This is a genomic window from Azonexus sp. GW821-FHT04F04 (genome assembly GCF_059420025.1).
Genome location: NZ_JBWKSX010000001.1, coordinates 531042 through 548234, shown reverse-complemented (window position 1 = coordinate 548234; position 17193 = coordinate 531042). Strand labels below are relative to the sequence as shown.

Annotated in this window: 18 protein-coding genes; 5 read left to right on the top strand and 13 right to left on the bottom strand. The window is 61.6% G+C overall.

Features of this window, described 5'->3' with window-relative positions; genetic code table 11:
* Positions 1 to 68 precede the first annotated feature (68 nt).
* From AC07TV_RS02685 to AC07TV_RS02675, 3 genes are all read right to left on the bottom strand, one after another.
* The gene (locus AC07TV_RS02685) at positions 69 to 518 is read right to left on the bottom strand and encodes a DUF4124 domain-containing protein (protein WP_494646857.1); all 450 of its coding nucleotides are present in this window, start codon (positions 516 to 518) and stop codon (positions 69 to 71) included.
* Positions 519 to 627: 109 nt separating this feature from the next.
* Positions 628 to 2043, bottom strand: a complete 1416-nt coding sequence (glnA, locus tag AC07TV_RS02680; protein WP_494646856.1) for a type I glutamate--ammonia ligase — start codon at positions 2041 to 2043, stop codon at positions 628 to 630.
* Between the two features lie 188 nt (positions 2044 to 2231).
* Positions 2232 to 3404 (bottom strand): cation diffusion facilitator family transporter, encoded by a 1173-nt coding sequence (locus AC07TV_RS02675; RefSeq protein WP_494646855.1) that lies wholly within the window; start codon positions 3402 to 3404, stop codon positions 2232 to 2234.
* Positions 3405 to 3451: 47 nt separating this feature from the next.
* Between AC07TV_RS02675 and AC07TV_RS02670 the strand changes: the two genes are divergently transcribed.
* From AC07TV_RS02670 to clsB, 4 genes are read left to right on the top strand one after another with little or no spacing between them, the layout of a single operon-like run.
* On the top strand, positions 3452 to 3904 hold the full coding sequence (locus AC07TV_RS02670; protein WP_494646854.1) for a rhodanese-like domain-containing protein: 453 nt from the start codon (positions 3452 to 3454) through the stop codon (positions 3902 to 3904).
* A 59-nt stretch (positions 3905 to 3963) separates the two neighbouring features.
* Positions 3964 to 5061, top strand: a complete 1098-nt coding sequence (nadA, locus tag AC07TV_RS02665) for a quinolinate synthase NadA (RefSeq protein ID WP_494646853.1) — start codon at positions 3964 to 3966, stop codon at positions 5059 to 5061.
* Positions 5062 to 5065: 4 nt separating this feature from the next.
* A complete protein-coding gene (locus AC07TV_RS02660) occupies positions 5066 to 5824 on the top strand; it encodes an endonuclease/exonuclease/phosphatase family protein (protein WP_494646852.1) in 759 nt (252 codons plus the stop codon).
* Positions 5814 to 7010, top strand: a complete 1197-nt coding sequence (gene clsB, locus AC07TV_RS02655; protein ID WP_494646851.1) for a cardiolipin synthase ClsB — start codon at positions 5814 to 5816, stop codon at positions 7008 to 7010. Before AC07TV_RS02660 ends, clsB begins: the two co-directional genes overlap by 11 nt.
* On the opposite strand, the gene gluQRS is transcribed toward clsB, so the two are convergent.
* Entirely contained in the window at positions 6991 to 7953 is a 963-nt protein-coding gene (gluQRS, locus tag AC07TV_RS02650; RefSeq protein WP_494646850.1) for a tRNA glutamyl-Q(34) synthetase GluQRS, read from the bottom strand. The genes clsB and gluQRS overlap by 20 nt on opposite strands.
* A gap of 110 nt (positions 7954 to 8063) precedes the next feature.
* Here gluQRS and AC07TV_RS02645 point away from each other — a divergent pair, with 110 nt between their 5' ends.
* Positions 8064 to 9770 carry a cation:proton antiporter domain-containing protein gene (locus AC07TV_RS02645; protein WP_494646849.1) on the top strand — a complete coding sequence of 569 codons (1707 nt, stop codon included), beginning with the start codon at positions 8064 to 8066 and terminating at the stop codon, positions 9768 to 9770.
* Positions 9771 to 9785: 15 nt separating this feature from the next.
* Here the strand turns inward: AC07TV_RS02645 and AC07TV_RS02640 are convergent, their stop codons facing one another.
* The 9 genes from AC07TV_RS02640 to AC07TV_RS02600 form a co-directional block, all read right to left on the bottom strand.
* Positions 9786 to 10667 carry a ParB/RepB/Spo0J family partition protein gene (locus AC07TV_RS02640; RefSeq protein ID WP_494646848.1) on the bottom strand — a complete coding sequence of 294 codons (882 nt, stop codon included), beginning with the start codon at positions 10665 to 10667 and terminating at the stop codon, positions 9786 to 9788.
* An 84-nt stretch (positions 10668 to 10751) separates the two neighbouring features.
* A complete protein-coding gene (locus AC07TV_RS02635; RefSeq protein ID WP_494646847.1) occupies positions 10752 to 11030 on the bottom strand; it encodes an HU family DNA-binding protein in 279 nt (92 codons plus the stop codon).
* A 196-nt stretch (positions 11031 to 11226) separates the two neighbouring features.
* Positions 11227 to 12375, bottom strand: a complete 1149-nt coding sequence (locus AC07TV_RS02630) for an NAD(P)/FAD-dependent oxidoreductase (RefSeq protein ID WP_494646846.1) — start codon at positions 12373 to 12375, stop codon at positions 11227 to 11229.
* A 63-nt stretch (positions 12376 to 12438) separates the two neighbouring features.
* The gene (locus tag AC07TV_RS02625; protein ID WP_494646845.1) at positions 12439 to 12783 is read right to left on the bottom strand and encodes a carboxymuconolactone decarboxylase family protein; all 345 of its coding nucleotides are present in this window, start codon (positions 12781 to 12783) and stop codon (positions 12439 to 12441) included.
* A 1-nt stretch (position 12784) separates the two neighbouring features.
* Positions 12785 to 13327, bottom strand: a complete 543-nt coding sequence (locus tag AC07TV_RS02620) for an OsmC family protein (protein ID WP_494646844.1) — start codon at positions 13325 to 13327, stop codon at positions 12785 to 12787.
* Positions 13328 to 13447: 120 nt separating this feature from the next.
* Positions 13448 to 13891, bottom strand: a complete 444-nt coding sequence (gene cynS, locus AC07TV_RS02615) for a cyanase (protein WP_494646843.1) — start codon at positions 13889 to 13891, stop codon at positions 13448 to 13450.
* 20 nt (positions 13892 to 13911) lie between these two features.
* Positions 13912 to 14829, bottom strand: a complete 918-nt coding sequence (locus AC07TV_RS02610) for an ABC transporter ATP-binding protein (protein WP_494646842.1) — start codon at positions 14827 to 14829, stop codon at positions 13912 to 13914.
* 5 nt (positions 14830 to 14834) lie between these two features.
* Positions 14835 to 15677: a nitrate ABC transporter permease gene (gene ntrB / locus AC07TV_RS02605; RefSeq protein ID WP_494646841.1), complete on the bottom strand. Its 843-nt coding sequence runs from the start codon at positions 15675 to 15677 to the stop codon at positions 14835 to 14837.
* Between the two features lie 10 nt (positions 15678 to 15687).
* Complete coding sequence (locus tag AC07TV_RS02600) at positions 15688 to 17034, bottom strand: CmpA/NrtA family ABC transporter substrate-binding protein (RefSeq protein WP_494646840.1); 1347 nt, start codon at positions 17032 to 17034, stop codon at positions 15688 to 15690.
* Positions 17035 to 17193: the final 159 nt, after the last annotated feature.

The window sequence follows — 17193 nt, the reverse complement described above, 5'->3', positions numbered from 1 at the left end:
CGGCAATCGTTTGAAAAACGAAGGGCGCCGTAGCGCCCCAAATCTGGAAATCAATTTACGCCTGGCGGTTATTTCAGGTTGCCGAGTTCCTTCTGAATCGCCTGGATATTGCGTTCATGCTGCCCGACGCGGTCACGATAGGGGGCCATACGGTCGCTAGCCGCACCTGCCGTCTGCTGCTCCGACAAGTCCTTGCGCGCCTGCTCCAGATTACGCTGCTCCCCGGCCAACTCCTGCTCCAGAATATGGCGCCGATCGCCATCACGCGCCCTCTGGGTATCCTCCTGTACGCGCGGAAAGCCGGCCGGTGACGGATTGGCTGCAGTTCCGGCCGACCGCGCTTTTGGCGGTGCAGGAATGGCATTTTCCTGGCCGCTGGAAATCACCTTGCAATTCTTGTCGAGTCGTGCGCTGGCATAAGTCGTGTTGCCGTTGGCATCGACACATTTGTAGATCGTCTGGGCGAAAACCGAGAGCGGCAACAAAGTGATCAGCAGAGCAAGCGAACTGCGCTTCATCGTCATCAATCCTGTCAATTTTTTGAGTGTACCGGACTTAACGGCCGAGCCAGGAAAAAGTAAACAAAAAAAGGGCGGGAAATCCCGCCCTTTTTGCGTATCCGGCTGATTAGCAGGAGTAGTACAGATCGAACTCGACCGGGTGGGTCGTCATGCGAACCTTGTTCACTTCATCCATCTTCAGGTCGATGTAGGCATCGATCCAGTCGTTGGAGAAGACGCCGCCACGGGTCAGGAACTCATGGTCGGCTTTCAGCGATGCCAGGGCTTCTTCGAGGGAAGCGCAGACGGTCGGGATGGCTGCATCTTCTTCCGGCGGCAGGTCGTACAGGTTCTTGGAAGCCGGATCGCCCGGGTGAATCTTGTTCTGGATACCATCCAGGCCGGCCATCAGCAGGGCGGCGAAGCACAGGTACGGATTGGCGATCGGATCCGGGAAGCGGGTCTCGATGCGACGAGCCTTGGTCGAGGCAACGTACGGAATGCGGATGGAAGCCGAACGGTTCTTGGCCGAGTAAGCCAGCTTGACCGGAGCTTCGTAGTGCGGGACCAGACGCTTGTAGGAGTTGGTACCCGGATTGGTGATGGCATTCAGTGCCTTGGCGTGCTTGATGATGCCGCCGATGTAGAACAGGGCTAGTTCGGAAAGACCTGCGTAGCCGTCGCCAGCGAACAGGTTCTTGCCGTCCTTCCAGATCGACTGGTGAACGTGCATACCGGAACCGTTGTCGCCAACGATGGGCTTCGGCATGAAAGTGGCGGTCTTGCCGTACTGGTGGGCAACGTTGTGCACAACGTACTTCAGGATCTGGGTCTGATCGGCACGCTTGACCAGGGTGTTGAACACGGTACCGATTTCGCACTGACCGGCAGTGGCGACTTCGTGGTGGTGAACTTCAACCGGGCAGCCGAGGGCTTCCAGGGTCAGAACCATGGCCGAACGGATGTCGTGCAGGCTGTCGACCGGGGGAACCGGGAAGTAGCCGCCCTTGACGGTCGGACGGTGGCCGGTGGAACCGGAAGCGTCGTTCTTCTCGCCCGAACCCCAGGCTGCTTCAGCAGAGTGGATCTTCAGGGAGCAGCCGGACATGTCGACATTCCACTCGACGCCGTCAAAAATGAAGAACTCGGGTTCCGGACCGAAGTAGGCGGTGTCGCCAATGCCAGAGGACTTCAGGTAGGCTTCAGCGCGCTTGGCGATGGAGCGCGGGTCGCGGTCGTAACCACGGCCATCGGTCGGATCGATAACGTCACAGGTCAGAACGACGGTGGTTTCGTCGAAGAACGGGTCGATGTAGGCAGTTGCCGGATCCGGATTCAGCTGCATGTCGGAGGCTTGAATGCCCTTCCAGCCGGCAATCGAGGAGCCGTCAAAAGCGTGACCGTTTTCGAACTTGTCTTCGCTGAAGGCAGAAACCGGCACGGTGACGTGCTGTTCCTTGCCGCGGGTATCGGTGAAACGGAAATCGACGAACTTGGCGTCGTTTTCCTTGATCATCTTGAGCACGTCTTGCGGGGTTGCCATAAGCCTTAATCTCCTAAGAAAACAAGTTGCCGGGCGATCCGGCGACAATCAAAAAATGGTAACCCGGTACATTTAGCAGAAAGTGTGCCAAAGGCTGACGAGTAATCTTTGTATTTTGCCACAACGAGATGCAGGGTTTAAACAAAGAATTGACGCACCACAACCGTGCAACCAACAAAATCAATGCACTATTCTGGTGCGATCAGACAATTCAGCGATACACGCCGAATCAAGGGGTGTAGCTTGAGGCGATCGACCAGAAGGTTCTCTGCCTGGCGAAGTGCCTCGCCGTTTTGAAACAGGACGTGACTGAAGAAGATTTCAGCTTCGACTTGGCCTTTCAGGTAGTGCAGGACGATTTTTTCCGGTTCGGGCAAACCGACAAGCAGTGGCTGCAATTCGCCAAGCAAGGCATCCCGCGCAGGCAATCGCGTGGCGTAGGAGTCCGGATCCATGTCATCTTCCGGGTCGATATGGACGAGCACGTCGAGCACCTCTGGATGTTCGCGCAGAACTCTGGCGCGCGCCGATTCGGCAATGCGATGACCTTCGGAGACGCTGATCCGCGAATCGACCTGGACATGCGTGTCAACCAGAGCCTGGTGTGCCATGCGCCGGGTCCGCAACTGGTGCAGGTCGCGCACACCGGGTGTCGCCAGCAGGGTCTTCCGGATGGCTTCGACCTGAACGTCGTCGAGGCCGGTATCGATCAGTTCCTTGATCGCCCCCCAGGCCAGACCGGCGCCCATGTGCAGGATCATGAAGCCCATCAGCGCCGCCGCCAGCAGGTCGAGAAAAGACCAGCCCATCAGCGCACCGCCGATGCCGACCACAACGACCAGCGCTGAAGCCGCATCGGCCCGCGTATGCAGGGCATTGCCGATGAGCAGTTGCGAGCGCAGCCGTTCGGCAACGCGGATCAGGTAGCGATACAGCCCTTCCTTGGCAATGACCGTGGCCACCGCCACCCACAGCGCCGAATATTGGACGGTCGGCAAGGCTTCGATGTGCTGGAGACGCATGCCGGATTCCCAGAGGATGCCGCCGCCGATCAAGGTCAGCGAGGTTCCGAGCACCAGCGTCGCAGCAGTTTCGACGCGAGCGTGGCCGTAGGGATGGGACTGGTCTGCCGGCTGGGCGCTTTGCCGGCTGGCGTAGATGACGAGAAAGTCCGACAGCAGGTCGGAGAATGAGTGCAATCCGTGGGCGACCAGCGACTGCGAATGAGCCAGCCAGCCGACGATCAACTGGGCGATGGTCATCACCAGATTGACCGCGACGCTGACCCAGGTCGCCTTCTGCGCCGCGGCCGAGCGCTCGGCCGGCGTGGCGGAGACGGCGAGGTGATGCTCAAGTCCCATGATGTCTGCCCTATACTATTAACGTGTAATTTTAGCAGTTGGACATTATGGGAAAGTTAACCGAAATACTCAGTCTGGCCCAAGCGCGGGGCAAAGCCCTTGGCCGCGCCTATCAGGGCGAGTTGACGCCGCAGGAGGCCAGCGACCTGTTGCGGCTGGCGCCCGGCGCCAAAATCGTCGATGTCCGCACGCGGGCTGAATGGGACTGGGTTGGCCGGGTCGCCGGGGCGGTCGAGATCGAGTGGAATCAATACCCGGGCGGCGTGCGCAACCCGAATTTCGTGGCCGAACTCAAGCGCCAGGTCGACCCCGAAGCGCTGGTCATGTTCCTCTGCCGCAGCGGCGTACGCTCGATCGCTGCCGCCACAGCCGCCACCGAAGCCGGTTACAACGCCTGCTACAACATCCTCGAAGGCTTCGAGGGCGACAAGGATGCCAACGGGCATCGCAACACCATCGGTGGCTGGCGCAAGGCCGGATTGCCGTGGATTCAGGGATAATTCCACGGTCAACCGGAAATAACGGCCAAAAATGAAATGGCCAAAGTTCAGAGAACAGCATGCAAACAGCCACCATCGCCTTCGACCCCTTCAACCGCCTCTCCGACGAGGCCTGCCATGAACGCATCCGCGTCGCCCGGGCCAAGCTCGGCAAGCGGGCCGTCATCCTCTGTCATCACTACCAGCGCGCCGACGTCTATCAATACGCCGATCTGACTGGCGACTCGCTCAAGCTGTCGCGCCTCGCATCGCAGACCGATTCGGAATTCGTCATTTTCTGCGGTGTGCATTTCATGGCCGAAGTCGCCGACATCATGACCGCCCCGCACCAGAAAGCCATCCTGCCCGACCTCGCCGCCGGCTGTTCGATGGCCGACATGGCCAACCTGGCCAAGGTCGAGCGCTGCTGGCGCGAATTGAACAGCGTACTGAACGCCGAAGAGGAAGTCACGCCGGTCACCTACATCAACTCGGCGGCCGATTTAAAGGCTTTCTGCGGCGAGCATGGTGGCATCGTGTGCACCTCGTCGAACGCCGGCACCATCGCCAAGTGGGCCTTCGAGCGGCGTCCGAAAGTGCTGTTCTTTCCCGACCAGCACCTCGGCCGGTGGACCGGTCACAACATGGGCATCCCGATGGACGAAATGGTCGTCTGGGATCCCGACCTCGAACTCGGCGGCCTGACGCCAGCCCAGATCAAGAAGGCGAAGATTCTGCTCTGGAAGGGCCATTGCTCGGTGCACCAGATGTTCCAGAAATCGCACATTGACGCCTTCCGCGCCAAGTACCCGGAAGGCAAGGTCATCGCCCACCCCGAATGCAATTTCGAAGTCTGCGCGGCCTCGGATTACGTTGGTTCGACCGAACACATCGTCAAGACCATCAAGGAAGCGCCGGAGGGTACGCGCTGGCTGGTCGGCACCGAACTCAATCTGGTCGACCGTCTGGCCAGGGAAGTCCTGCCGCAAAACAAGATCGTCCAGTTCATGGCCACCACCATCTGCATGTGCTCGACCATGCAGCGCATTGACCCGCAACACCTGGCCTGGACGCTGGAAAACCTGGTCGACGGCAAGGTGGTCAACCAGATTTCCGTGCCGGCCCACGAAGCAACGCTCGCCAAACTGGCACTCGACCGCATGCTGGATATTTCCTGATTCCATGACCCAGCCCGCGCTGCACATCACCACTTACAACATCCACAAGGGCTTTTCGCAGTTCAACCGGCGGATGATGGTGCATGAACTGCGCGAGCGCCTGCGCAGCCTGAACCCGGATATCGTGTTTTTGCAGGAGGTGCAGGGGCTGCACCTCGGCCATGCCGAAACGCATGATGACTGGCCCGATTCGCCGCAGCACGAGTTCCTCGCCGAAGACGTCTGGGCGGCGTCGGCCTACGGCCGCAACATGGCCTACGATCACGGTCACCACGGCAACGCCATCCTTTCCCGCTTCCCCATCCTGCATTCGCACAACCAGGACGTCACTCACCTGCAGTTCGAGAAGCGCGGCCTGCTGCATTGCCGGATCGAGCTGCCAAACGCGCCGCTGGTGCATTGCGTCTGTGCGCACCTGTCGCTGTTCGGCTATTCGCGCCGCAAGCAGATGGCGGCGCTGGCCGATTACCTCGACCGTCTGGCCGAACCCGACGCACCGCTCATCGTTGCCGGCGATTTCAACGACTGGCGCAATCGCGTCGGCGAGGACCTGACGCGCCGCCTCGGCCTGCAAGAGGTGTTCAGCGGCCCGGCCGGCAAGCCGGTGTGCAGCTTCCCGGCGGCCATGCCGATGTTCCGCCTCGACCGCATCTACGTCCGCGGCTTCGACGTCCAGCGCACCGAAGTCCACCACGGCATGCCGTGGTCGGCCATTTCCGATCACGCCGCGCTGTCGGCTCACCTGACCCGGCATGGCCGCTGAGTTTGTGCCGGGAAACCGGCTCACACTGCTCAATTCGGGCGACGATTATTTCCCGGCCCTGCTCGCTGCCATTGACGCCGCCGAAGTCGAGATCTACCTCGAAAGCTACATCTTCGCCAACGACGTGATCGGCCACCAGGTGGCCAATGCCCTGTGCCGGGCAGCCGAACGCGGCGTCCAGGTCAATGTCACGGTCGACGGCTTCGGGGCGCGCAATTTCAAAATTGACTTCTTTTCCCGGTTGACCGTGGCAGGCGTCCGCGCCATGTTCTACCGACCCGAAATCGGCCGCTTCCACTTCAAGCGCCACCGCCTGCGCCGCCTCCACCGCAAGCTGGCCGTCATTGATGCGCGCGTCGCCTTCGTCGGCGGCATCAACGTCATCGACGACAACAACGCGCCGCTCGACATGCGCCCGCACTACGACTACGCCGTGCGCGTCGAAGGGCCGGTCCTTCGCCAGGTGCATCACGCCGTGCGCCGGATGTGGGAAACCGTGTCGTGGGTCAATTTCAAGCGACGCTTCCGCCTCGCGCCGGTCGCCGACCCTTGCTGCGCGGCCGCCGGCAACCAGAATGCGGCTTTCCTGATCCGCGACAACATCCGCCACCGCAACGACATCCTGCACGCTTACCTCGATGCCATCGACAGCGCCAAGCACGACATCCTGATTGCCAACGCCTACTTCCTGCCCGGCATCCGTTTTGGTCGGGCGCTCTACGCCGCCGCCCAACGCGGCGTGCGCATCACCGTGCTGCTCCAGGGCAAGAGCGATCACCAGCTTTTTCGTTACGCCACCCAGACCCTGTACGCCACGACGCTGGCCGCCGGCATCCGCATCTTCGAGTACGAAAAAAGTTTCATGCACGCCAAGGTCGCCGTCATCGATGGCGAGTGGGCCACCGTCGGCTCGTCAAACATCGACCCGTTCAGCCTGCTCCTGGCCAAGGAGGCCAATCTGGTCGTCCGCGACGCGGTATTTGCCGGTGAGCTCGAGGCCAGCCTGAAGAACGCCATGGCCATCGGCGCCCGGGAACTGCTCGTTGAAGAACTGTCGCGCCAGCCCATCCACTCGCGTTTCCTGCGCTGGCTGGCCTACGGACTGGTCCGCGCCATGGTCGGCATCGCCGGCTACAGCCAGCGCCACTGGCGACAGACCGAAGAAACTACGCCAGAGGAACGATGATCGCCGGCGTACGGGGAATGGCCGCGAACGACCAGTTCTCGAACGCCCAGGCCCAGACCTCAGCGACCGTCGCCCGGGCCAGTTCGGCCGGCACCGCCTGACCGAGAAAACCCAGCGCCCGGACCAGCTCGGCAGCTGCGACCTCGTTCGCCAAAGGACGGGCCAACGTCTGTTTCGACAGCTTCTCGCCAGCCGCATTGGCCGCCACCGGCAGATGGGCGTAGGTCGGCGTGGCAAAACCCAGGCAGCGTTGCAGCCAGATCTGCCGTGGCGTCGAAGCGAGTAGATCGGCTCCGCGCACAACGTGCGAAATTTGCTGAAAATCGTCGTCGACCGTGACCGCCAGCTGATAGGCGAACAAGCCATCGGCGCGACGCAACACGAAGTCGCCGACATCACTTTCGAGATGCTGGGCGACGCGCCCCTGCAAGCGATCAATGAAAGCGATTTCGTCGTCATTGACGCTTAACCGCCAGGCCCGCGCCACTCGCCCGGCCGGCAAGCCGGCCCGGCAGGTACCGGGATAAGCCAGCCCGCCATCGACCGCCGGGCGCGTCGCCGAATCGGCGATCTCCTTGCGCGAACAGGCGCAGCCGTAGGCCAGGCCAGCGGACTTCAGTTGCTCAAGCGCCACCGCGTAGGCCTCAAACCGCTCGCTCTGATACAACACCGGCCCATCCCACTCGAAGCCGAAAGCCGCCAGCGTGTTCAGGATGGCGTCAGCCGCCCCCAACACGTTGCGTGGCGTATCGACATCCTCCATGCGCAGCAGCCACTTGCCGCCCTGCGTGCGGGCATCGAGGTAGCTGCCGACGGCGGCAACTAGGGAGCCGAAGTGCAGGGGGCCGGTAGGCGATGGGGCAAAACGGCCGCGATAGGGGTTGGTGGACACGATATTGAGCGATGGCAGGAGCGAATCCGGTTCGCGACTATAGCAAGCCATCGGTCCGGCGCCGAAGCGGCCGGATTTTCTGAAGGGAATCTTCGGGCAGCCCTGCTTGTCCGAAAGGGGACCGTCCGGTAAAAGCAAACAATCGATTCGCCAAGGCCCCCATGGACCACAACATTCCCCTGATCACCACGCTCGCTGCCGGCTTCGGCATCGCCCTGATTCTCGGCTTTGCCGCCGAGCGCATGAAACTGCCCGCACTGGTCGGCTACCTCGCCGCCGGCATCCTGATCGGCCCGGCCACGCCGGGCTTTGTCGCTGACATGAGCATCGCTGCCCAGTTATCCGAAATCGGCGTGATGTTGCTGATGTTCGGCGTCGGCCTGCATTTTTCGCTGGGCGACCTGATGGCCGTCAAGCGCATCGCCGTCCCCGGCGCCGTCGTCCAGATGGCCTGCGCCACCTTGCTTGGCATGGCCGTGGCTTGGGGTTGGGGCTGGGAATGGGGGCACGGCCTGCTCTTTGGCCTTTCGCTGTCCTGCGCCAGTACCGTCGTCCTGCTCAAGGCGCTCGAAGCCAGAGGCGTGCTCGACAGCATGAACGGGCGCATTGCGGTCGGCTGGCTGGTCGTCGAAGACTTGGCCACAGTTCTGGTTCTCGTCCTGCTGCCGCCGCTGGCCGGCATTCTCGGCGGCGAGGCGCAGTCAGCCGGTGGCAACCAGGAAATCTGGATCGCCATCGCCAAAACGCTGCTCGAGGTCTGCGCCTTCATCGGCCTGATGATGATCGTCGGCCGCAAGGTCATTCCCTGGCTGCTCTGGCACATCGCCGCCACCGGCTCGCGCGAACTGTTCACGCTGTCCGTCGTCGCCGCCGCCATCGGCATCGCCTACGGCGCAGCCCTGCTGTTCAGCGTGTCGTTCGCGCTGGGCGCCTTCTTCGCCGGCATGGTCATGCGCGAGTCGGAGTTCAGCCACCGTGCGGCCGAAGAATCCCTGCCCCTGCGCGATGCCTTTTCCGTGCTGTTCTTCGTGTCGGTTGGCATGCTTTTCCAGCCGTCGATTCTGGTCGACAAGCCTCTGCAGGTTCTCGGCGTCGTCGCCATCATCATGGTCGGCAAAACGCTGGCCGCCATGGCTCTGGTCCTGGCCCTGCGCTACCCGCTCAACACGGCGCTGACCGTCGCCGCCAGCCTCGCCCAGATCGGCGAGTTTTCCTTCATTCTGGCCGGGTTGGGCCAGTCCCTGGGCCTGATGACGAGCGAAGGGATGAGCCTGATCCTGGCCGGTGCGCTGTTCTCGATTGCCCTCAATCCGCTGATGTTCTCGGCCATCGAGCCCTTGCGGCGCTGGGCGCTCGGCCGGTCAGCCAAGGCCCGCGAGCTTGAGCAACGCGGCGATCCGTTTGCCGAACTGCCGATGAGCACCGAGCGCAAGTTTCTCGAGAAGCAGGTCGTGCTGGTCGGTTACGGCCGGGTCGGGCACCGGATAGCCGAGGCGCTGGACAGCCAGGGGATTCCTTACGTGGTCGCCGAGCAGAACCGGGAACTGGTCGAAAGCCTGCGCAACAAGGGGATCGCCGCCGTCTCGGGCGACGCCAGCGAGCCTTCTGTCCTGATTCAGGCGCACATTGCCGATGCAGCGATGCTGGTCATCGCCAGCCCAGATCCGATCAACGTCCGGCAGATGGTCGAGACAGCCAGAACGCTCAATCCGGACATCGAAATCGTCCTGCGCACCCACAGCGAGGCTGAGTCAGCGCTGCTGCGCAAAGACAATCTGGGCACCGTTTTTTATGGCGAGGAGGAATTGGCCAAGGGCATGACCGGCCACGTCCTGGCGCGTTTTGCCCGGCAAGCCGGGGCGGCTTGAGGCGGGCCGGATCGATCAGGAATTCTTCTGGGCCAGGAATTCGTCGATCAGTCGAATAAGCACTTCTTCCTCATCGCCATCGTCCAGGCCGAGCAGTTCGGCGACGAGCCTGACCTTGTCCTGGCTGATGCGACGCCGGGCGCTGGAGATTTTGGCCGGTTCCGGCTGTTCTTCCCACGGCGGAATGTCTGATGCCGACGACGCCATAATGACCGGATCATCGGCAACGACGCTTTCGTTCTTTTTCCGCCCGCCAGAGACTTCCGAGAGCGCGTTATCGACGACCTTCTTCGATACCTTCTCACCCTCAGGCAATTGCCCGATCTGGTCGATCAGAACCTCGGCCTTGGCCTCGTTTTTCTTGGCCAGCCTTTCGAGCTGAACGGCGGCGCCAGTGCTCGAAATCTTGCCGGCGTCAAGCAGGGCGGTGACCTTCTCCGACAAGTTGGCGGCAGCCGTCGCCTGGGCCAGCCAGGTGGGGGCGCGACCAAAGTGCTGGGCCGCCTCATCCGGCGACTCGAAACGCGCCGCGATGGTCTGAATGGCGTTGGCCATTTCACGGGCTTCCAGCGGTGCGCGCACGCCCAAGCCGATATTTTCGAAGACCTGGACTTCAAGGGTTTCCGCCACCGCGCAGGTGCGGACGATGACCGGCACCGTCTTCTCGCCAGCCAGGATGGCGGCCTGCCGACGCCGCTCGCCGACGACAATCGTGTAGCGGCCGGCGGCATTGGCCGGCCGGACGACCAGCGGGTGAATGACACCCATTTTCTGAATTGAATTGGCCAGCCCCTTGAGGCTGCTTTCGTCGATGTTCTGCCGGGGATGCTGCGGATCGGGTTCGATCAACGCGACATCAATGATCTGGAAATCGGACGAACTGTCTTTGAAAGTCATGGCCATTCACTTTGAAAACGAGGGATCAGAAAGCAAAAAGCCCCAGAAATCGAAGCTCTGGGGCTTTTTTGGCAGTGCGCCGGATTACTTCTTGGCGACAGCAGCCTTGAAGTTGCTGCCAGCCGAGAACTTCGGCACGGTGGTGGCGGCGATCGACAGCTTTTCGCCGGTCTTCGGGTTCTTGCCTTCACGGGCAGCGCGGGCCGATGCCTTGAAAGTGCCGAAGCCGATCAGGGAAACGGAGTCGCCAGCGGCCACGGCAGCAACAATGGCGCCGGTCACGGCATCCAGGGCCTTGGCAGCATCGGCCTTGGTCAGGCCGGCTTCTTCAGCGATGGCATCAATCAGTTCGGATTTGTTCATGTTCATTCCTCGGTTTGGTCAAAGCTGGTTTGGCGCACCGAAAAAACCAACGCGCCAGAAGGGGCGCAATTTTAGGGCTTTTAGGGGGCGAAGCAAGCCCAAAAAACCAGATCGCTTCCGGCGATTTGATTTTTGACCATTTTTCCCGGTTGACCGTGGCAATCGTCCCAGGTCCTCGGCCAGGACAATAATTTTGTCAGGCGCTCAAATTCGGCATCAAGGCAGCAAGGGCCATGCGCTCCTTGGTGAAGCTGCCCTGCACGACAAAGCCGCTGGGCTGGCCACTCGCCTGATCGACGAAGAGTGCCCGCAGGCCGTCTTCGGTGATCGCCGCATCCCATTGACCGGGCGCGCCGGGTGGTGGCGAAACAACGGTCGGGCAAGCCGGCGTCTTGAGCACGATGGGCATCGCCGGGTAAGTCACCGGCTCGGGATTGCCGGTCAGGGTGCCGGCCAGTTTTTTGGCGCCCAGCATGATCGGCATGACGTAAGGCAGGAACAGGCCGCCCAGTTCGACGCAGTCGCCCAACGCGTAAATGTTCGGGTCGGAGGTTCGCAGGAAGGCATCCGTGACGATGCCCAGACCGGTTGCCAGCGCGGCCGTCTTGGCCAGCGCCAAATTGGGCCGCAGGCCGATGGCCGACAGCACGAGGTCGTAAGGGCGGGCGTTACCCTGGCTGTCGATCAGGACGTAACGCTCGCCGTCGCGGCGAATGGCTTCGAGCCGTGCACCGAGATGAAAGCCGACGCCGATGGCCGTCAGCTTGGCGCGTAGCTGCTGCGCGGCGGCGGGCGGCAACAGACGGCCCATGGGTTGTTCGATCTGGTCGTACACATCGACGGCGAAATCACCCAGACGCAGGTCGTTGGCGAATTCGCAGCCGATCAGGCCGGCGCCGACGATGGCGACGCTGCGTTTCCCGGTCAGCCGGCTACGCAGGCGAGCGTAATCGGCCAGGCTGTTGATCGAGATCGCATCCGGCACACCGTCGCCGGCCAGCGGCAACGGAATCTGCGAGGCCCCGACGGCCAGAACGAGTTGGTCGTAGGCCAGCGTCCCCTGCGTGCACACGACTTCCCGGCAGCCGGCATCGATGCGGGCGACGGCGGTATGCGCCATGATCCGGATGCCCAGATCACGCTCCAGCTTGTCGGCCGGGGTCAGCACCATGTCCTCCGGCCGCTTGTTGGCGGCAAAGGCATTGGACAGGTTGGGCTTGGAATAGAAACCGCCATCATCGGCCGTGATGACGACGATCTCACGTTCCTTGTCGAGCTTGCGAAGTTCGCGGACGAGCGTGATGCCGGCCAGGCCACTACCGATGATCAGGGTGCGATTGTTCATGTGCTGACTTTCAATGGGGGTGCCCGCCCCCGGTCACATTGACCGCGGGCGAGCCGGACTGCATCAGGCGCCTTCGAACTCGTCGTAGGCGCGGACCGCTTCGGCGGCATACATCAGGGTCGGGCCGCCGCCCATGTAAACGCAGATGGCCAGCGTTTCCATCAGTTGCTCGCGGGTCACGCCGAGCTTGATCAGGGCTTTGACATGAAAGCCGATGCAGGCATCGCAGCGCGAGGCGACACCGATGGCGAGCGCCGTCAGTTCCTTGTGCAGGGCCGACAGCGTGCCTTCGGCCAGGGCGCCTTGCGACATCTGGCCAAAGCCCTTCATCGTCTCCGGAATGGCGCTGCGCAGCTTGCCCAGCGCCTTCGAGACGTCCCCGGTGATGACCGAAAACGATTTGCTCATCTCAGGCCTCGTCAACCTTGGCGATGGTGAAAGGAATCGGGTTGCGCATCGTGTTGGCGACCGGCGAGTAGTAGTTGGCCTTTTGTACGATGTCGTCGAGTTCTTCCTGGCTGGCATCGCCTTCGACGATGACCTTGACGCGGATTTCCTTGAAACCCATGTCGGCCGGCAGGCGCTCGGCACCGCCGGCACCCCAGGCTGCGGTATTGCCGATATCGGCTTCGAGGAAAATTTCCAGGCGGGAAAGCTTGACCTGGCGATGCGTGGCAATCGCCGTGATGCCGACGCCGAGGCAGCCGCCGAGCGCGGAGAGGACAACTTCGCCGGGGGCCGGCGCGGTGTTCTCGCCGAACAGGTGGAGCGGCTCATCGACGACAACCGGGTTGTGGATGCCGACGAAGCTCCACGAGCGGAACTGGCCCTGCATCACGGTGTGCACCTTGTTGGTGCCGCGGCGTTCGGGGTTTTCCTTGCCGCCGGCGGCGAATTTCGCCAGGCCATCGCGGTCGATCGGACGGAGGTAGGTTTTGGTGGTTTGAGTCATTTTGAGGCTCCAGTAAGTTGGGGAAAGTCGAATTTCAGGTTGAGCGCTACCCTGCCCGTAAAAACGGGCGTTCAGCACCGGCTTGCTTGGGACTCCCCGCCGAAGCGGGGCGAAACGGGATTAGTAGGTCTTGTAGGGCAGGAACTTGCCCGACATGGTGATGCTGACCCGATCACCCATCGGATTGGCTTCGCGCGCCAGATCCATCTTGAAATCGATGGCCGACATGATGCCGTCGCCGAATTCTTCGTGGATCAGCTCCTTGAAGGTTGTGCCATAGACGCTGATCAGTTCGTAGAAACGGTAGATCAGCGGATCGGTCGGCACGGAGGTCGGCAGCGAGCCCTTGTAGGGCACGACCTGGAGCAGGGCGACTGCTTCTTTCGGCAAATCGAAGATCTCGCCGAGAATGGCCGCCTGCTTGGCATCAAAAGTCATCTGCCCGAGACAGCCGGCTGTGACCCATTCCTTGGACAGGCCAATCTTGCTGGCGACATCAGCCCACTTGATGCCTTTGGTGATCTTGGCGCCGATGATCATTTCAGTTACGTCATTGCGGTTCATTTGTGTGCTCCTGGAGGGGGTTATTGATTGACGACCTGTTTCAGAATGGGGCGGGTGCTGTCGCTCGGCGGCGGCTCATCGGGGGCAAGTCCGGGGCGGACAACCGGCGGATGCCGTGCGTCGTGGAGCACGGCGGCATCGCTGCCGGCGTAGCCCTTCGAACGATTCACCAGAAAATCGACAAGGTGATTGCGGATGCGATAGAACTGCGGATCGTGGTGCATCTCGGCCCGCGTCCGGTTGCGCGGCATGGTGATCTCGACGATCTCGGCGATCTTGGCGTGCGGACCGTTGCTCATCAGGATCACCTTGTCGGCGAGCAGGATCGCCTCGTCGACGTCGTGGGTGATCATGAACACCGTCTGGCCCGTGGCCTGGACGATCTTCAGCAACTCGTCCTGAATCGTCCCGCGAGTCAGCGCATCTAGCGCCCCGAAAGGCTCGTCGAGGAGCAGCATCTTGGGCTCGATGGCAAAGGCGCGGGCAATGCCGACACGCTGCTTCATGCCGCCCGACAACTCGGCCGGCTTCTTGTGGATGGCATGGCCGAGGCCGACCATCTCGAGGTAGGTCGTGCAGTGCTCATCGATCCTGGCCTTGGACCACTCCGGCCAGCGCGACTTGGCGGCGAAGGCGACGTTGCCGAGCACCGTCATCCACGGCATCAGGGCGTGGCTCTGAAAAACGACGCCGCGATCCAGGCTGGGGCCTTTGACCTCCCTGCCGTCCATGATGACCACGCCGCTGCTGGCTTCTTCGAGGCCGGCCAGAACGTTCAGGATGGTCGTCTTGCCGCAGCCGGAGTGACCGATGATGCAGACGAACTCGCCGCACTCGATCCCGAAGTGGATGTTGTCGAAAACCGGCGGGTTCTGCTTGCCATCGGCAGCCGGATAAACCTTCTGCAAGCCTTCGACGCTGAGGAAATGCTGAGTCATCTTGATTACTCCCGGTAGGTGACCAGCTTTTGCAGCGAGCCGAAGAGTTGATCGAGGACCATGCCGACCAGCCCGATCATGGCGACGGCAAAGATCACGTTGGGCAGGGCCAGGTTGTTCCACTCGTTCCAGACGAAGTAGCCGATACCCGTGCCGCCGACCAGCATCTCGGCGGCGACAATGACCAGCCAGGCGATGCCCATCGAGATGCGCATGCCGGTCAGGATGGTCGGCGCCGCAGCCGGCAGGATGACCTGAAAAGCCTTGCGCAGCGGCTTGACTTCCAGCGTCCGGGCGACATTGATCCAGTCACGGCGGACGGCGGCAACGCCGAAGGCCGTGTTGATCAGCATCGGCCACAGCGAGCAGATGAAGATCACGAAGATGCCGGAAACGTCCGAGTCCTTGAGGCTGTACAGGGCGAGCGGCATCCAGGCCAGCGGCGAGATCGGCTTAAGGATCTGGATGAACGGATTGAGCGCCCGGAAGAGCAGCGGCGACATGCCGATGGCGAAGCCCAGGGGAATGGCGACGATCACCGCCAAGAAGAATCCGAGACCGACCCGCCACAGCGAATGAGCCAACTGGATACCGATTCCCTTGTCGTTCGGCCCCTTGTCGAAGAACGGATCCGACAGGTAGGTAACGAAAGCGGTACCGACTTCGCCGGGCGGCGGAAAGCCACCGGTCTTGCCGGCGCCCTTGCCCATCATTGCCGCGTATTCGGCATCGGCCGCGCTCACTGCCGGGCCTTCCTTGTGATACGTGGCCAGCGACCACGTACCGATGAAGATCAGGAAGATCAGCAGCGAAAGCAATGCGGCCTTGAGCCCTAACTTGCTAAACATGATGTGCTCCTCAAGCCTTCTTGATGGCAAAACTGTTGCTGTAGGCATCAACCTTGGCCGGGTCAAATTCCTTGCCCATGACCATGAACTTCTTGCTGTTCTCCTTGGGCGGATTCATACCTAGGCTGGTCATCTGCTTGCGGGCATCGGTCAGCAGGTACACCCTTTCGGCGATGTCCTTGTAGCGCACGTCGCCCTTGATGTAGCCCCAGCGCTTCATCTGCGACAGGATCCAGTAGGCCATCGAGTACCACGGGAAGGGGTCGTAATCGACGCGCTCCGGAACGTTGCGAACGTTGCCCAAACCATCGGCGAACTTGCCGGTCAGCACCTGTTCGATGACGGCCTTGGGCTGGTTGAGGTAATTGGCCGGGGCCAGCACTTCGGCCATGATCGGCCGGTTCTTCGGGTCGCGGGCCATGGCTGCGGACTTCAGGATGGCACGGTAGAGCGCCGTGAAACTGTTCGGGTTTTGCTGGATGAATTCGGCCGGAATGGCGAATGAGCAGCACGGGTGACCGTCCCATATTTCGCGCGAGAGAATGTGGATGAAGCCGAGGTCGTCATAGACGGCGCGCTGATTGATCGGATCGGGACCAAGGAAGCCGTCGATGTTGCCGGCGCGCAAATTGGCGACCATTTCGGGCGGCGGCAGGACGCGCAACTGGACATCGGTATCCGGATTGATGCCGTTCTCGGCCAAGTAGTAGCGCAGCAGGAAGTTGTGCATCGAGAATTCGAACGGGATGGCCAGTTTGAAGCCCTTCCAGTTCTTCGGGTCGCGGTTGGTCTTGTGCTTGTTGGCGAGCACGATGGCCTGACCGTTGACGTTCTGGATGGTCATCACGTTGGTTGGTGATGCATTGGAGCCGACGCCCATCGAAATGGCCAGCGGCATCGGGGCGAGCATGTGCGAGGCGTCAAATTCCTTGTTGATCACCTTGTCGCGGACCAGCGCCCAGCCGGCCGTCTTCATCATCGTGACGTTGAGACCTTCCTTCCTGTAGAAGCCCAGCGGGTCGGCCATGATCAGCGGGCTGGCACAGGTGATGGGAACGAAACCGATCTTCAGGTCTTTCTTTTCCAGGCTGCCCTTTTCCTGGGCCATGGCTTCCAGCGCGCCAAACGGGATCAGCGATGAAATTGCCGCCCAGGCCGCCGAGGCGCCCACCGTGCCCAAAAAGCGACGACGCTCGACATCCTGAGGAAAGAGCGCGCGCATCACGGTCGACTGGATGACGCGCTGATTCAAGGCATCTACTTCGGCCAGTTCATGTTCGGCCTGCGAGCCATGCTGGCCGCAGCTACAGCCACGATGCAGTGTGCTGTCGGGATCGAAAGGGTTATTCAGTGACATGGCGAACTCCTTGGGGTTTTAAGATTCACTATTGCAATGCAGCAATCGTTCCTGCCTGGCGAGGGTGCTGCGGTTAATGCTTGCTTCTCTGTTTTTCCTGATTCCGGCTTTTTCAGCACTATTTTCATCAGGGCCAATGCACAAACATGGTGCATTCGG

What these genes read in the sequence shown, in the direction of transcription:
- AC07TV_RS02600 (WP_494646840.1), bottom strand. Translation starts at nt 17,034, where the DNA reads ATGTCACTGAATAACCCTTTCGATCCCGACAGCACACTGCATCGTGGC.
- AC07TV_RS02610 (WP_494646842.1), bottom strand. Translation starts at nt 14,829, where the DNA reads ATGACTCAGCATTTCCTCAGCGTCGAAGGCTTGCAGAAGGTTTATCCG.
- gluQRS (WP_494646850.1), bottom strand. Translation starts at nt 7,953, where the DNA reads ATGGCTTGCTATAGTCGCGAACCGGATTCGCTCCTGCCATCGCTCAAT.
- AC07TV_RS02620 (WP_494646844.1), bottom strand. Translation starts at nt 13,327, where the DNA reads ATGACTCAAACCACCAAAACCTACCTCCGTCCGATCGACCGCGATGGC.
- AC07TV_RS02675 (WP_494646855.1), bottom strand. Translation starts at nt 3,404, where the DNA reads ATGGGACTTGAGCATCACCTCGCCGTCTCCGCCACGCCGGCCGAGCGC.
- AC07TV_RS02635 (WP_494646847.1), bottom strand. Translation starts at nt 11,030, where the DNA reads ATGAACAAATCCGAACTGATTGATGCCATCGCTGAAGAAGCCGGCCTG.
- glnA (WP_494646856.1), bottom strand. Translation starts at nt 2,043, where the DNA reads ATGGCAACCCCGCAAGACGTGCTCAAGATGATCAAGGAAAACGACGCC.
- AC07TV_RS02645 (WP_494646849.1), top strand. Translation starts at nt 8,064, where the DNA reads ATGGACCACAACATTCCCCTGATCACCACGCTCGCTGCCGGCTTCGGC.
- AC07TV_RS02670 (WP_494646854.1), top strand. Translation starts at nt 3,452, where the DNA reads ATGGGAAAGTTAACCGAAATACTCAGTCTGGCCCAAGCGCGGGGCAAA.
- AC07TV_RS02625 (WP_494646845.1), bottom strand. Translation starts at nt 12,783, where the DNA reads ATGAGCAAATCGTTTTCGGTCATCACCGGGGACGTCTCGAAGGCGCTG.
- AC07TV_RS02640 (WP_494646848.1), bottom strand. Translation starts at nt 10,667, where the DNA reads ATGACTTTCAAAGACAGTTCGTCCGATTTCCAGATCATTGATGTCGCG.
- clsB (WP_494646851.1), top strand. Translation starts at nt 5,814, where the DNA reads ATGGCCGCTGAGTTTGTGCCGGGAAACCGGCTCACACTGCTCAATTCG.
- AC07TV_RS02685 (WP_494646857.1), bottom strand. Translation starts at nt 518, where the DNA reads ATGAAGCGCAGTTCGCTTGCTCTGCTGATCACTTTGTTGCCGCTCTCG.
- nadA (WP_494646853.1), top strand. Translation starts at nt 3,964, where the DNA reads ATGCAAACAGCCACCATCGCCTTCGACCCCTTCAACCGCCTCTCCGAC.
- cynS (WP_494646843.1), bottom strand. Translation starts at nt 13,891, where the DNA reads ATGAACCGCAATGACGTAACTGAAATGATCATCGGCGCCAAGATCACC.
- AC07TV_RS02660 (WP_494646852.1), top strand. Translation starts at nt 5,066, where the DNA reads ATGACCCAGCCCGCGCTGCACATCACCACTTACAACATCCACAAGGGC.
- ntrB (WP_494646841.1), bottom strand. Translation starts at nt 15,677, where the DNA reads ATGTTTAGCAAGTTAGGGCTCAAGGCCGCATTGCTTTCGCTGCTGATC.
- AC07TV_RS02630 (WP_494646846.1), bottom strand. Translation starts at nt 12,375, where the DNA reads ATGAACAATCGCACCCTGATCATCGGTAGTGGCCTGGCCGGCATCACG.